The organism is Microbacterium sp. PM5, assembly GCF_003293595.1.
In the GTDB taxonomy this organism is placed as follows: Bacteria; Actinomycetota; Actinomycetes; order Actinomycetales; family Microbacteriaceae; genus Microbacterium.
The window spans coordinates 2,373,555-2,387,114 of the sequence record NZ_CP022162.1; the positions used below are offsets into that span (position 1 = coordinate 2,373,555).

Sequence of the window (13,560 nt, forward strand, 5' to 3'; positions counted from 1 at the left end):
CCAACCCCCCGGCTGTCACGCGTGCGTCGTGAGCGACTCTACCCCGCGAATCGCGTCGAGCGCCACCGCGAGTATTCAGCCTGTGGACAGATGTCGTTCTTCCGGCGTTTTCCTGCCGCCGCGCCTCGAGCCGGCACTCCCTACCGCAGCGCGTCGACGACGGCCGCCCGTCGCTGCGGGGCCACGCGCGGCGCGGCATCCCAGATCCGCGTCATCCGCTCGGTGCCAAACGCCGGCCAGCCGGGATCGCCTTTCGTGATGAACGAGACCCAGGCGCGATGCATCTCGCGCGCGAGGTCCGACGGCGCGTCGTGTCCGGCGAGTTTCACGGCTTGGTCGGTCGTCAGCGTGTCGAACACGAATCCGAGCTCGAGCGCGTGGGCGGCGCCGAGGCCCCGAACCGGGCTCTCCCAGGAGAACTCGTAGAGGTAGGTCGGGGCCTTTCGTGCGCGGGCGACGCGCGTGGCGGGGGCGCGGAGGAGACGGTCGGTCAGAAGCTGGCCGAGTACCTCGCCCGCGCTCGCGTCGGGCAGTGCTGCGCGCACCGTGCGGGCAGCGCGTTCGGGGACGCGCAGGGCCCGCCGGGCGAGCCATGCCTTCATCGGGCCGATATCTGCGATGGCCTCGGGCGTCAACCAGAGGCGGTACTCGTCGGTGTTGGTGCCGATGAGGAGCGGTAGATCGAGGTCGGCGAGGGCGTGTTCCGGCGATACGGGAAGCGTGGCGGCGTCGACGGCGAGAGCGAATCCCGGTGCGCCGCGAAGCGGTGACGAGCCGGCGGCGACCTGTGCGCGCGCCCGCAGGAGGTCGCCCGTCATCTGTGCGGCGAACGCGTCACGCGTGGGCGGGATGCCCAGGCGGCGCGCGATCGCGTCGGATGCGCGGCGCGCCTTCTGCGGCGAGGTCGCTTCGAGCGGCCCTGATTGGATGATCGCCCCCGCGACGAGCGCGCGGGATGTCGGGCGCGCGAGCAGGGCGGCGACCAGGGCGCCGCCGGCCGACTCGCCCATCAGGGTGATGCGCGTCGGATCGCCACCGAACGCGCCGATCTCCGCGTGCACCCACTCCAATGCCCGCGCGACGTCGAGCAGTCCGAGGTTCATCGGGGCGCCCTCGAGCACGCTGAACCCCTCGACGCCGAGGCGGTAGTTGACCGACACGAACACCACGCCGTCGCGGGCGAAGGACGTGCCGTCGTAGGTGGGTTCGGCCGCGGCACCGCGTTCCAACGCGCCGCCGTGGATCCAGAGGACGACGGGGGATGCCGCGGCATCCGCGGGGCTCCAGACGTTGGCAGTGAGGATGTCGTCGCCCTCGATCATGGGACAGCTGAGGAGCTCGCCGATCGGGCCGCCGTACGCGGACTGCGGGGCGGTCGCTCCGAACCTCGTCGCGTCGCGGATTCCGCTCCATGCCGTCGGCGCGGCCGGAGCTCGGAAGCGGCGTTCGCCGATCGGCGCGGCCGCGTAGGGGATGCCGAGGAACCGGCTGATTCCGCTCGCCTGGCTGCCCCTCAGTGCGCCGGAGCTGATCGTGGCCTCGACGGGGTTCTCCATGGCCTCACCCTACGCGGCGTTCGGTCTCAGTCCTTCGCTCGTTCCAGACGCGTCAGCTCGGCGATCTGCGCGTCGATCTCCGCGGACAGCAGTGGATGGTGGATGTGTGTGGTGGGATCACGGGTGTCGAGTCCGAGGTCGTCGGTCATCACCACGTCGATGACGTCGATCCGGCACTGCGCGCACGCCACGGCGAACGCGGTGTCACCGTTCTCGCTCAACACGAGCGCGTCTTCGAGGCACTCCAGCAGCTTCAGCGCGCCGGTACCGGAGCTGGTGACCGCGTCGATCTGGTCGACATCGATCGTCTGCAGGCGCAGCAGGGCGGCGTCGATGGATGCCGCTTCGTCCGTGTCCGCGGCGGTGCGACGCTCGACGAACGTCAGCGCCTCCGCGGCCGCGGTCCGTGCCGCGGCATCCGGCAGATCATCCGCGTGCGCGGCGAACAGCCGTCGCGCGCACCAGGCGCCGAACGCGAGGCGCGCCGAGGGCGGGAGACGCTCGATCGCCCTCTCGAGCGTTGCGAGGTACGCGGGGAACGAGTCGATCGTCATGATCGGTGGATGCGCCGATCGGCGCCGGTCAGCGGCGCTTGCGCCTGGAGATCGGCGATGACGGCGGCTTGCGCGGCGAGCTCCTCGGCGAAGAAGGCGTCGTCGAGCGGGTCGGTCTCGGGGCGCAGCGCCCCGCCCTCCTTGATCGTGTTCAGCACATCCACCGGCGCCCAGAGTGCGGTGAGCACGTCGGTGGGATCGGGGTCTGGTGTCACGGCGATGCTGAGTGCAGCCTCGGTCGCTTCCATCAGTTTGAGGACGCCGCTGTCGGAAGATCTCGTGAAGTCGAGGTCGTCGATGTCGATGTCGCGCACGGCGGCCAGGTGCGCGGACAGCTCGTCGCGGAAGGTGGCGTCGAGGGTGCCGCTGCGGAGGGCGCCGGCGTCGACCGCCGTCCACGCGGCGTCGAGCGCGTCGCGCAGCACGCGGCGCGCGTCGCCGTGCTCGATCTCGTCGAGATAGGCGCCGTAGGTGTCGTCGAGGTGGGTGGCGCTCCAGGCCGCGAGGAAGAGGAAGTCGGCGGCGCCGAGCGGTTTCAGCTTCGCGCGCGTGCGTCTGCTGAAGGAGGCGTAGGTCACGGCCATCGGCTCTCGCCTTTCGTCGCGTCAGTGCTGTTCGACGTTCAGGCTACCCCGTCGTCATGCCGTCGCTGTGGGCGCGACGTGAGCGGCGTGAGCGCGGCGGAGATCGGTCACGAGCTGCTCGTGCAGCGGGTGGACGAAGATCGCGGGTCGCCCGCTGCTCATGCTGAACAGGTAGCTGTCGCCGGTCACGGCAGCGGTGAAGCGCACCTCGGCGTCGGGGTGTTCGTGCAGCAGGCGTTTCACCCGCTCAGCTACGCGCTCGGTCATGTCTGCCTTCTGAGTGAGGCTGAAAACGTAACAGGCGCAAGCAGCTTCGCCGGTGGGCTGGCGCGCGGCATCCCTTCGGTGCTAGGCGGCTGCGGCTGGCCTCGAAGGGATGAAGTCGCAGTTCTCTCCGCCGATCAGCGGCGAGGGGCGGCGAATCGGGCATCTCGATAGGCCCCACACCTCGGGCGCCCGCCGACCTGGGCCGGCCGGTCTGTCGGTCATTCGGTCGACAGACAGCGGCCGGCGCGGTGTCTAGCCTGGCGAGATGACGTCGCCTCCCGTTCGCGCGCAGAGACGCTCGCCGAGGGGGGAGGCTCTCGGCGTGGTGACGTGGTCGGGTCTCGCGCTGTCCCTCGCCGCGATCGCGTTTCTGCTCTTCATGCTGTTCGGGTACTCGGTGGGCGCCGCCCTCGGAGGCTCGTTCCCCGAGAGCCAGCGCGCCGCCTTCGCCGCGGGCTTCGGCATCGTCGCCGCGGTGCTCCTGGGCATCGTGGTCGTCGCGGCCGTGGGGAGTCGATGGGCGGCGTTCACGCTGGCCCTCGTCGCCCTGCTCTTCAGCGCCTACCTCGGCGTGGGGCTGGCCAGTGGCCTCCACTCCGCCCGGCCCCCGGCCGAGAGAGTCGACCCGAGTCCGCTACCGTGCCAGTGCTACAGCGGCAGCGTGTGCGAGTGCCCCGGAGGGTAAGCGTCGAGTCGCGGATGCCGCCGCCTACGCTGAGACGATGAGCGTCGAGACGACCGAGCCGGAGGCATGGGCCTGGCCGGGGCCGAGTCCGCTGACGGTGGGCGGGCTGTCGCGACAGGATCTGGCCGCGCGGTTGCAGGAGCACGGGGTCGGCCTCAACGCCCACGCCGAGACTCTTCTGGCTCACTCGGCATTCGACACCCGCCCCGCCGAGCGCGTCGAAATCGTCGCGCGCGCCGTGCGCGAGTTGGGCCTGGCGGACGGCGGGACCTTGCCGGAGGTGTTTGCTGCGGCGGCATCCCTTGGCTGGGCGCTCTGCCCGCCAGATGCCGCGCCGTATCTCCGGTTGGCGTGGCTCACGCAGTCGAACTCGACGGATTCGGTGCTGTCGGCCGGACGTTCTCCGCAGGGCGCGCTGAAGGTCGCGACGGCGCCGATCAGCGACGACGTCGAGGTGCCGAAGGGGTTCTACCTTCGCGTGGTCGACGGGGTTCCGTGGCTGCGCGGCTACCGCTGCGACGACGAGTACCGCTTCGCGCCGGACGACGTGTTCGCGTTTCGGGTCGACGGCTGAGCCGTAGGTCGCCGCGACAGCGGTTGCGCCCGTCCGCGGCGTCGCCGTGGTCAGTCCGGCTGGCCGTTGTCGTCGCTGCCTCAGTCTCGCCGTTCGCAGAGGATGGCGCCGACCGGGCGACGACCGCGCTCCGAGCGCCGGTGGGTTTCGATGACGTCGAAGCCGGCCTGCTCGAGCCGTGACTGCAGTTGCGATGCCGGCCAGCGGTAGGCGCGCGTGACCGCGTGGTCGAAGGGCTCGACCTCTTCGCCGTCGAAGTAGCCGAGCAGCAGCGTACCCGCGGGACGAAGGACGCGGGCGAATTCGCTCAGGGGCACGGCGATGCGCTCGGGCTCGTGGTGGATCGTCGAGAACCACGACAGGATGCCGCCGACAGCGCCGTCGTTCTCGTCGATCGCATCGATGCTGCCGAGGTCGAACCTGACACCCGGATAGGTCGTGCGAGCGCCGTCGATGAACGCGGGCACGAGATCGAAGCCGCGAATGTCCACGCCTCGCTGGTGGAGGTGGTGGGTCCAGTGCCCCGGTCCGCAGCCCGCATCCAGAACGGGCCCGGATGCCGCGGCCGCCCAGGTCTCGACGAGGTGTCTGTCGCTGGGGTGCACGGCGGTCATCGATCCGACGGCGTCGACGTACTCGGCCGCTCGTGCGGCGTAGGCGGCGGCGACATCGGTCACACCACGAGGGTAGAACGGATGCCGGGGGTGGGGCCGTTCTCCTAGAGTGAGCCCGTGAGGCGGACAGTGCGTTTCGTGGGGGTCACGGCTCTTCTTGCCGTGGGGGTCACGCTGGCCGGGTGCTCTTACGTGAACCGCGTCGCAGCGAGGATCAACGCGGATGGCTCGCTCGATTTCGCGACGTGCGATGCCCGCAATGCGGACTTCTTCGAGGTGACGTGGTCGGATGACGAATCAGCGGAGCAATCCGCGATGTCGGTGACCCGGATCATCGGAGACGTCCAGACGGGTGACGTGTTCCACCTGGATGCCGTGGCGCCTGCCAGCGGTTGGACGAGCGTGACGGTGGCGAGCCTCGGCGGACAGGGCCCCGGCATCTTCGCCTCCTTCCGCGCGGCGGATCTCGAGTCGGGCTCGTGGGCGTGGAATCAGACCGGCGTCTTCATCGGGACGGTCGATGTCGAGCACTGCGAGCTCGACGAAGCGAACATCCGCTGACCGGCGACGTCGCTCTATGCTCGGCTCATGATTCGCGCCGGTCGAGCGTCGCTGGTCGTGACGTCCGTCGAGACGGATCCCGATCTGGTGACGCAGCATCTCGGGCTTTCGCCGACGACCGTCATCCGTAAAGGGGAGGGGAGTCGTTCGGGTCGCGTTCGTGAGCATCACACGTGGGCGGTGGATGCCGGGCCCTTCTCGAACGAGGATGACGACCAGACCGGAACCGCGGCGTTGACGACTCTTCTGGAGCGGTGCCGCGCCGCGTTCGGACGTGTGGGGACTCTGCCGGCGGACTGTCACGCCCGGATCGTGTGGTCCGCAGACTCGGACTCTGCGCAGGGCGGGTTCGTCCTGACCGCCGCGGTCGCCGGGCAGATCGCCGCGCTGGGTGTCGACCTCTACGGGACTGTGTGTCTGCGTGACGGTGGGGAGCGAGACCAGTAGCCGGCCCCATCATCCAGGTGCGCTGCCAGCTAAGGGCAAAACTCCCGCCACGTAGAAGCTAGGAGAGGGTTTCTGGAACCGTTGTAACGACGGTTCGTGTGGCTCCGACCGGCGTCGATCCCGTGACCTCACGATTTTCAGCTGGATGCCGCGGCGTAGCGTGTCCTGGTTGGTCGCCGTTTGCCGCGTGATTCCGCGGATGCCGTCGTGGTTGGTCGCGGCTGGTTGTGGGTGATTTCAGCGGAGCTACCGGCACGGAACCGGCACGTCGATATGGTTATCGGTGACCGGGCGCTTCGCCCTGCGAGGTAGGAGTATCGATGGCAACGCCCGGCAGTGCATTGGTGGGGTACGCGATTCTGCGGGCCAACTACAACAGCCAGGCACCGAACTATCTCGACAACTTCGCGCCTTTCGTGCTCTCGGCGATCTCCAGTGCACCGAGTGCGATCGTAGAACGTCACTCTATCGCGACCTTGGTTCGTGACGCATTCGGAGTGGACATCCCGGTCCTCGTCGTTCCTAGATTGCTGCGTCGCACAACGCGAGAAGGCCTGACTGAGCCTGTCGGCACCGACGCCGTGCGCCTGACTCCCAAGGGTGAGCGGGGGCTACCGGACCTGACGAGCGCGTTGTCCGAGTATCGCCGAAAGCAGGCCGAGCTGGTACATGAATTCGCGTCATTCATCGGGACAGAGTTCCCTGAGCATGAAGAGCTGACCACAGGAGACCTGGCTGCCAACCTCGCAGAGTTCTTTGACCGACAAGCGGTATCGGTCTTGAAGCAGAGCCTGGGCAGGGAGGCCGCCCCTGATGCCACGAAGGCTGGAATCCAGTACGTTGTCGCAGCGTTTGTCGCCCATTTGGCCGCTCGCGATCAGGTTCACTTTGCCTACGTCGTCGAAGCCGCGAAGGGCGCGATGCTGGCGTCAGTGTTGGAGCTCGATACCTCAAGTATGAACGAGTCGTTGAGCGGCCTGACTCTGGTGCTCGACACTCCGGTCGCTATGGATGCTCTTGGCCACCATGGTCCGATCCCGGCGTCGGCAATGACTCACGTACTGGACATGGCTCGACAACAGGGTGCGCGGGTCGTCATATTTGACCACTCGGTCTCGGAGATGGATGGAATTCTCGAAGCCATCGAGGGTCAGTTGCGACGGGGAGGGCTGTCTCGCGCTACGTCGGCGGGCTATCTCCATTACGCCGAAATAGGCGCATCGCCAGCCGATCTCGCGGTCGCTCGCGAGCACCTTCCCGACCAACTCGCTGACGCTGGCATCTCTGTCGTCGACCGTCCGGAGGATTATCACAAGTACGGTCTCGATGAGGAGAAGCTAGACGAGAAAATCCACAGCCGCGTGCACTATCTTCAGGATGCGGCGCGGGTGAACGATGTGCGTTCGCTGTCTGCGGTGCATCGGCTTCGTCGAGGTGAGCGCTCCAAGGCGCTTGAGCGGTGCCGTGCCGTGATGATGACGTCAAACATCAATCTCGTTTGGGGGGCGGTAGATTTCCGGGACGAGAACTCGTTTCCGCTAGCAGTGACCGCCGAATCTGTGGCAAGTCTGCTGTGGGCTCGTAGCCCCGCGTTGGCTCCGGACGTCCCAAGAGAAATGGTCCTGGCAACGGCATACGTCGGCATGCAACCATCGCCGACGTTGTGGGCGAAATATGTCGCAGAGATCGAGTCGCTTGAAGCGAGCGGTCGGGTCAGCGCCGACGATGCCGTCGTCCTCCGGTCCACTCGCGTCGGGCGTGATGCGTTCATGGCTGAGTCGCTTGGTGAAGCGGATGCAGTCATAGATGAGCTACCAATCGCAGTGCTCGAGAGAGTCCGAGGTGCAATCTCTGATCCCCTGCTGGGCGAGGTTGGAGAACTTGAATCACGGCTCGCCCAGTCTGACGCGGTCGCCAACCACGCGACCGAAGATTGGCTCAGACAGGTTGAGGCGCGCGAGGAGGCGGAGAAAGAGGCAGCGGCCAAAGCGGCGGAGTCAAGCGAATTGAAGGCGCGATTGCATGCGCTGGAATCATCCGAGGTTGAAAAGCGGAAGCGAATTCGAGATCGCGCACGGCTAATCGCGCGTCGCCGGGTTCGGGGCGTCGCTTGGGTAATACGGAGCGCGGCTCTTCTCCTGGCGGCCGGGGCCGTGTATGTACTCGTCACCAGCGATGATTTGTCGACGCGCGGGCCAACCCTACTGGTGGGCATTATCGGAATCGCCAGCTTTGCGCTCCCGTTCATGCCTCGATTGGACGCCGTGCTGTCCCTGATTGAGGAACGCCTCGCGCGACGGGGCGAGCGTAAGAGGCTCGTCGATACGGGATTTGATCCAGCTGTCTCCACTGAATCAGAAATCCGGTAGGTAGCGGTCGCGCTTCCTGTGGGCGCGCTTGGTCCTCGCTACAGGACCAGGCACTTGATGGCGTAAGCGGTTCGGGTCGCCGGCTCAGCCTGGCCGCCGAGGAGCGCCCGGACCGCAGCGGAGCGAGGACCGGACGCACCGCAGGCGGCGCCGCCGGCCGGAGGTCGGCCTTGAAAGAGTAGAGAAAGTCCTCAAAGCTCAGCGTTGTTGGGGCAAGCGGATGACCCTGATGCTGTGCTTTTCATCGGAGCCGTACCAGTCGAGCGTCGCACTCGCTTCATCCCAGGAACGGACCCGGAGGGCGTGGATGCCGGAGACGAGCGAACTCGGGGACGACTTCGAGTGGTCGTCATAGTTGAGCAATACCCGCGCCAGGAACTGCGAGATTGGATCCCATCGGCCCATTCCAAGCGGACTCTACTCGGTCCGGTGACCCAAGCATCCACCCAGTCGGCGGACGAGAGTTCAGTACGAGAGTACTCGGCGGTCTTGCCGATAATGGCATGTTCTGTCCGCAGTTGATCCCGTGCGGCTGCGGCCTCGTCATCCGCAACAGGGAGATCCTCTCTCATGCCATCTTTGACGTCGACGAAGAAGGAGAGGGAGGAGGTGGCGCTGTCGACTGGAACTAGTGTCGGTGATTCCCCGGCGCGGAGCAACTGAGCGTCGAGCGTTGGAAGTAGCCCGAACAGGTCCCCTGGAACAGGGCTCGGGAACGCGACAAGTAGTGGCGGCAGCTAATGCCAGTTGGAGAGCGAGGGACGCGGGAGGAAGTATTCACCCAACGAGTGATCGATCTCCGCTCCGTGCGAAGTCAGCTCGCTGAAGCCCCGTGGGACGGCCAAGTCCAATGGTCCTGGTGGGAGCCGCACCTGGCTTACCTGCTGCACTTCCCGGCGGGAGGATTGTACAAGGTGGGCCTGACTCGTGACCAGAAGCGGCCTCGATTGCTTTGTCGGCGAAGCGGCGGTGGAGGAGCCTCAAGATTGCTTCTCTCAGACGAGGGCTATCGACTTGTTGTGCGATTCATGTCGTGCCACCTTGGTCCGTTGCTGCGCGAGGCGGAGGACTCGAGACTGGTCCACCATTGCTGTCAGAGCGCCTGCGATGGACCCCGAGATGTGAGACGGCCCCAAGCGGCGATGAAACGGAAGCTCGACGGAGGCGATTCGATCCGGCGACAGCGACTCGAGTGCCTGGACGGTGAAATCCAGATTCCAGCCGAACCGAGTGTTGAACGCGCGGCTCCAGTCGATTGCTGAGCGACGAAAGGCTCGGGCAGACCCAAGATCCACGAACGGCCAGTCGGGCACAACGCGCCGAGTAAGCGAGTCGCGAACTCGGCTGGAAGCGCGATGCGCGAGAGTCCATCCCGCTGAATGCGAGGCCCGAGTGCCAACGACGAAATCTGCCTCGTTCGTCAGGACCGGCCTGAGCAACTGTCGCGTGTCGGACATGTCGACTGTCGCATCGCAGTCCATGACACAGACGACGTCAGTCTGCGCCCTAGCAACGCCAAGCTCAATGCACGCGCCAACCTCGCGGAAGCGGTCGTGATCCAGGAGGACCGCGCTGCTGTCGAGCACGAGGCGTCGCGAAGCGTCAGATGATCCGTTATCAACGAGCACGAGCGCAAAATCGGCCGGCGTGGTTGAGAGCAAGTGCTTCAGCGCTGCCTCCTCATTCAAGAACGGCATGACGATCGTCGCGGCGGGTGTCGGATTCAACTCTCCGCGTCCTTCTCAAGCGACCTGCTTGCTCGGCCCAGCTTCTTGAGCGGCTTTCCGAATATCAGGACATTGGTCACCGCGAACGCAACCACCCAAACCAACGCGACGGTCCAAACCAACCACGGCGGGGTGCCAAGAGATTGTTGCTCCGCAAGCCCGCCCTTGCCGAGCGCGAGGACCATGCCCGACAAGAGTGCGGATGCAGCGAGCATTACGAACAATGCGACACTCGCCATCCCTCCGATTCGGTTCTTGGCGAATCGTTCGCTGTGCGGATGGTTGGCAAGGAGGCTTTCCCAGAGCAGAATCCCGCCGCTCTCTGGGCTCTCCGGGTCTGCTGTCTTCGCTTGGCCGGCACTCCAGACTTCCTCGCGGAGACGTAGAAAGTGACCGGCTCGCTCCATTCGATTGAGTTCGCCCAGCCAGATTCCGAATGCGCATGAGACGAGCACGGGCGTCAGCGCGCCCGTCAGTAAAGCGATCGCAACGCTCAGGCCGAGTCGGGTGATGCTATCCATGTCGTGAAGCCCAGTAGCAGCTGCAACACAAGCGGCGATGACTATTCCGACGGTCGCGAGAGTCCACTGAAGAATCGTCTGCTGGTTCTGCTTGGCCGAGAGCGACTCAGCTCTCAGCGAGACGTACTCCTGGACGAGAAGCTCCGCCACGTGGGCAGGGAGGCGTGCCGGCTTCTCCTTGTGCTTCATGGGCGTCAGGATATCGTCGCCGCGTTTTTGGAAGCGCTCGCCGGCGGGAGTGAACGACAGGATTCAGTTGGGGACCCGCCCCAGTCCGGCCGAAGCGGCGGATGAAGCCGGCGAGTCGGCATCCGTCCGGGCCGCTTCGACTCGCTTCGCTCGCTCAACGACCGGGGGATCGGAGGCTGAAGCCGAAGCAGCAAGACCGGGCCTCACCAGGTCAAAGCAAAACCCCCGCCATGTAGAAGCTAGGCGAGGGTTTCTGGAACCGTTGTAACGACGGTTCGTGTGGCTCCGACGGGCGTCGATCCCGTGACCTCACGATTTTCAGTCGTGCGCTCTACCAACTGAGCTACAGAGCCGCGCGGCATCCGCTTGAAGAATCTGCCGCGTCCTACACGAAGGGCCCTCGATCTCGAAAGAAAAGGGCCCGTCGCTCGGAGCGACCCTGACGGGACTTGAACCCGCGACCTCCGCCGTGACAGGGCGGCACGCTAACCAACTGCGCTACAGGGCCATACGTATTCAGTTGTGTGTCGGAGAGTGACCCCAACGGGATTCGAACCCGTGCTACCGCCGTGAAAGGGCGGCGTCCTAGGCCGCTAAACGATGGGGCCGAGCGAACCCGGAGGCTCATTCTTACCGACGCTCAAGCATAAGAGATCATCCAGCAAATCGGAAATCGAGGGCGTGGGATGCCGTGCCGCGCGCTCTCCGCGGGGGAGGATGGCCGCGGGTGCGGCACGTGCGAGCCTCCGAATTGCCCCGGTCTCCCAGCGGTTTCATCACCAGAAACCCCTGGGCGAATGTGGCGAATGTTGTTAGTGTGACGTGTGTTGCCATCGCGGGATGGCGGGGGTCGACGCGCGTGAAAGACGGAGGTTCGAGGTGAAGACCGAGAAGGCCGCTTCGGCGGAAGACTGCGGCTGCGCGCCGACCGCCACAGAGATCGCGGGCCTGCGCGGCCCGATGAGCCGCCGATCCGCTCTGGGACTGGCCGGCCTGGGCGTGCTGAGCCTGGGCGCCGTCAGCGCCTTCGGACTGCGGTTCAGCCCGTCCGCGTTCGCTGCCGACTACCCCTCGTGGGACGACGTGCAGAATGCCAAGAACAACGAAGCGGCCAAGGCCAACGAAGTCACCCGCATCCAGGGCCTCATCGCCGCCCTGCAGGCCGACGTCGCCGCGAAGCAGGCAGACGCCGAGCGCCTCGCCAACGAATACGTGCAGGCGCAGATCGACTTCGAGACCGCGTCCGACAATGCGGACGCCCTGCAGAAGCAGGCCGATGACGAGTCGGCGCGCGCGACCGCGTCGGCCAAGAAGCTCGGCCGCCTCGCCGCTCAGCAGTACCGCGCCGGCGGCAGTGACCCGTCCATGGAGCTCTTCTTCTCCGGCTCCGCCGCCAGCGCCGACGACCTGCTCGCCAAGCTCGGCACGATGGACCGTCTCGTCGAGGCCAACCGCGGTGTCTACGCCGACGCCGTCAGCGCCCGCAACAACGCCCAGAGCCTCAGCGACAAGGCCAAGCTCGCCCGCGACGAGCGCGACCGCCTGCAGAAGGAAGCCCAGCAGAAGATGCAGGCCGCGCAGGATGCCGCCGCCGCCGCCCAGGCCGCCCTCGCCGAGCAGGACAAGAACCTCGGCACCCTCCAGGCGCAGCTCGCCGCGCTCCAGGACCAGACCGCCAAGACGGTCGCCGACTACCAGGCCGGCGTCGAGGCCGCGCGCAAGGCCGAAGAAGCCCGGCAGGCCGCGGCCGCCGAGGCCGCCCGTAAGGCCGCCGAAGAGGCCGCCGCCAATGCCGGAAACGGTGGCGGTGGCGGTGGCGGCGGAGGAGGAGGCGGCGGCGGTGGCGGAACGCCCGGCACCGATGGTTGGGTGCGCCCGGCATCCGGCTACATCAGCTCGTGGTTCGGCAACCGCGGCTCGGTCTGCGGTAACGGCGTGTGCACCAGCGGCGGTCACCGCGGCATCGACTTCGCCACCTCCTGCTGGTCGCCCATCTACGCCGCAGCCTCGGGCCGCGTCGTGTGGGCCCAGTACACCGGCGACTGGGGCAACTACGTCAAGGTCGACCACGGCGGCGGCGTCGTCACCGGCTACGCCCACATCGTCAACGGCGGCTACAACGTCGATGTCGGTCAGTGGGTCAACGCGGGCGACCTCATCGCCCACGTCGGCAACACCGGCGCCTCCACCGGCTGCCACCTGCACTTCGAGGTGTACTGGCAGGGCGTGCGCATCGACCCGGCACCCGTGCTCTACGACCACGGCATCAACGTCTACTGACGAGTGCTGCAACGCAGAAGAGCGGATGCCGACCGGCATCCGCTCTTCGCGTGTGAGACCAGGTCTCAGATGGTCTTGGGGGCGTGGCCCTCACCCTGGGTGGCGGTCTGCGCACCCTCGTCCTGGAAGCGCTGGAACGCCTCGGCGACCAGACGCTCGGCCTCTTCGGCGCCGGCCCACTGGTCGACCTTGACCCACTTGCCGGGCTCGAGGTCCTTGTAGTGCTCGAAGAAGTGGCCGATCTCGCCCTTGGTCCACTCGTCGAGGTCGTCGACGTCCTGGATGTGCGCCCAGCGCGGGTCCTTCGCGAGCACCGCGACGACCTTGTCGTCGCCGCCGGCCTCGTCGAGCATCTTCAGCACGGCGACCGGGCGCACCTTGGCCATCACACCCGGGTACAGGTCGCGATCGAGCAGCAGCAGCACGTCGAGCGGGTCGCCGTCCTCGCCGAGGGTGTCCTCGAAGAAGCCGTAGTTCGCGGGGTAGCCCATCGGCGTGAACAGCACGCGGTCCAGGAATACGCGGCCGGTGCCGTGGTCGACCTCGTACTTCACGCGGCTGCCGCGCGGAATCTCGATGACGGCGTCGTATGCGCCCATGCTGGTTCTCCTTCGGAGGGTCTGGTGGATGCC

The 13,560-nt window shown here is 66.7% G+C and carries 14 protein-coding genes and 3 tRNA genes; 6 read left to right on the top strand and 11 right to left on the bottom strand.

Translation table 11 applies throughout. The features are described 5' to 3' along the window. Positions 1–140 precede the first annotated feature (140 nt). From CEP17_RS11305 to CEP17_RS11320, 4 genes are read right to left on the bottom strand one after another with little or no spacing between them, the layout of a single operon-like run. A complete protein-coding gene (locus CEP17_RS11305) occupies positions 141–1,556 on the bottom strand; it encodes a carboxylesterase family protein (protein ID WP_112932308.1) in 1,416 nt (471 codons plus the stop codon). 26 nt (positions 1,557–1,582) lie between these two features. Next, positions 1,583–2,110 (bottom strand): hypothetical protein, encoded by a 528-nt coding sequence (locus CEP17_RS11310; RefSeq protein ID WP_112932309.1) that lies wholly within the window; start codon positions 2,108–2,110, stop codon positions 1,583–1,585. Beyond that, entirely contained in the window at positions 2,107–2,694 is a 588-nt protein-coding gene (locus CEP17_RS11315) for a hypothetical protein (protein ID WP_112932310.1), read from the bottom strand. The genes CEP17_RS11310 and CEP17_RS11315 overlap by 4 nt, the downstream gene beginning before the upstream one ends. A gap of 54 nt (positions 2,695–2,748) precedes the next feature. Further along, a complete protein-coding gene (locus CEP17_RS11320) occupies positions 2,749–2,961 on the bottom strand; it encodes a hypothetical protein (protein WP_051039565.1) in 213 nt (70 codons plus the stop codon). A 265-nt stretch (positions 2,962–3,226) separates the two neighbouring features. Between CEP17_RS11320 and CEP17_RS11325 the strand changes: the two genes are divergently transcribed. After that, on the top strand, positions 3,227–3,646 hold the full coding sequence (locus CEP17_RS11325) for a hypothetical protein (RefSeq protein ID WP_162722443.1): 420 nt from the start codon (positions 3,227–3,229) through the stop codon (positions 3,644–3,646). 37 nt (positions 3,647–3,683) lie between these two features. Then, positions 3,684–4,220, top strand: coding sequence for a hypothetical protein (locus CEP17_RS11330; RefSeq protein WP_112932312.1), 537 nt, complete (start codon positions 3,684–3,686; stop codon positions 4,218–4,220). An 80-nt stretch (positions 4,221–4,300) separates the two neighbouring features. Here CEP17_RS11330 and CEP17_RS11335 read toward each other — a convergent pair whose 3' ends face one another. Then, complete coding sequence (locus CEP17_RS11335) at positions 4,301–4,897, bottom strand: class I SAM-dependent methyltransferase (RefSeq protein ID WP_112932313.1); 597 nt, start codon at positions 4,895–4,897, stop codon at positions 4,301–4,303. Between the two features lie 54 nt (positions 4,898–4,951). Between CEP17_RS11335 and CEP17_RS11340 the strand changes: the two genes are divergently transcribed. From CEP17_RS11340 to CEP17_RS11350, 3 genes are all read left to right on the top strand, one after another. Then, complete coding sequence (locus CEP17_RS11340; protein ID WP_162722444.1) at positions 4,952–5,395, top strand: hypothetical protein; 444 nt, start codon at positions 4,952–4,954, stop codon at positions 5,393–5,395. A gap of 27 nt (positions 5,396–5,422) precedes the next feature. Beyond that, positions 5,423–5,842 carry a DUF4279 domain-containing protein gene (locus CEP17_RS11345; RefSeq protein ID WP_112932315.1) on the top strand — a complete coding sequence of 140 codons (420 nt, stop codon included), beginning with the start codon at positions 5,423–5,425 and terminating at the stop codon, positions 5,840–5,842. A 320-nt stretch (positions 5,843–6,162) separates the two neighbouring features. Continuing rightward, positions 6,163–8,211 (top strand): hypothetical protein, encoded by a 2,049-nt coding sequence (locus tag CEP17_RS11350; RefSeq protein ID WP_112932316.1) that lies wholly within the window; start codon positions 6,163–6,165, stop codon positions 8,209–8,211. Positions 8,212–9,206: 995 nt separating this feature from the next. On the opposite strand, the gene CEP17_RS11355 is transcribed toward CEP17_RS11350, so the two are convergent. The 5 genes from CEP17_RS11355 to CEP17_RS11375 all read right to left on the bottom strand — a co-directional run bounded on the left by CEP17_RS11355 (position 9,207) and on the right by CEP17_RS11375 (position 11,256). Continuing rightward, positions 9,207–9,938 carry a glycosyltransferase family 2 protein gene (locus CEP17_RS11355; protein WP_162722445.1) on the bottom strand — a complete coding sequence of 244 codons (732 nt, stop codon included), beginning with the start codon at positions 9,936–9,938 and terminating at the stop codon, positions 9,207–9,209. After that, positions 9,935–10,648, bottom strand: a complete 714-nt coding sequence (locus CEP17_RS11360; RefSeq protein WP_112932318.1) for a hypothetical protein — start codon at positions 10,646–10,648, stop codon at positions 9,935–9,937. Before CEP17_RS11360 ends, CEP17_RS11355 begins: the two co-directional genes overlap by 4 nt. A gap of 280 nt (positions 10,649–10,928) precedes the next feature. Continuing rightward, a tRNA-Phe gene (locus CEP17_RS11365) sits at positions 10,929–11,001 on the bottom strand. An 81-nt stretch (positions 11,002–11,082) separates the two neighbouring features. After that, positions 11,083–11,156: transfer RNA gene (locus CEP17_RS11370), tRNA-Asp, on the bottom strand. A gap of 27 nt (positions 11,157–11,183) precedes the next feature. Further along, a tRNA-Glu gene (locus CEP17_RS11375) sits at positions 11,184–11,256 on the bottom strand. Between the two features lie 271 nt (positions 11,257–11,527). Here CEP17_RS11375 and CEP17_RS11380 point away from each other — a divergent pair. Beyond that, positions 11,528–12,928 (top strand): M23 family metallopeptidase, encoded by a 1,401-nt coding sequence (locus CEP17_RS11380; protein WP_204359828.1) that lies wholly within the window; start codon positions 11,528–11,530, stop codon positions 12,926–12,928. Between the two features lie 65 nt (positions 12,929–12,993). Here CEP17_RS11380 and CEP17_RS11385 read toward each other — a convergent pair whose 3' ends face one another. Further along, positions 12,994–13,527 carry an inorganic diphosphatase gene (locus CEP17_RS11385; protein WP_036285974.1) on the bottom strand — a complete coding sequence of 178 codons (534 nt, stop codon included), beginning with the start codon at positions 13,525–13,527 and terminating at the stop codon, positions 12,994–12,996. Positions 13,528–13,560 lie beyond the last annotated feature (33 nt).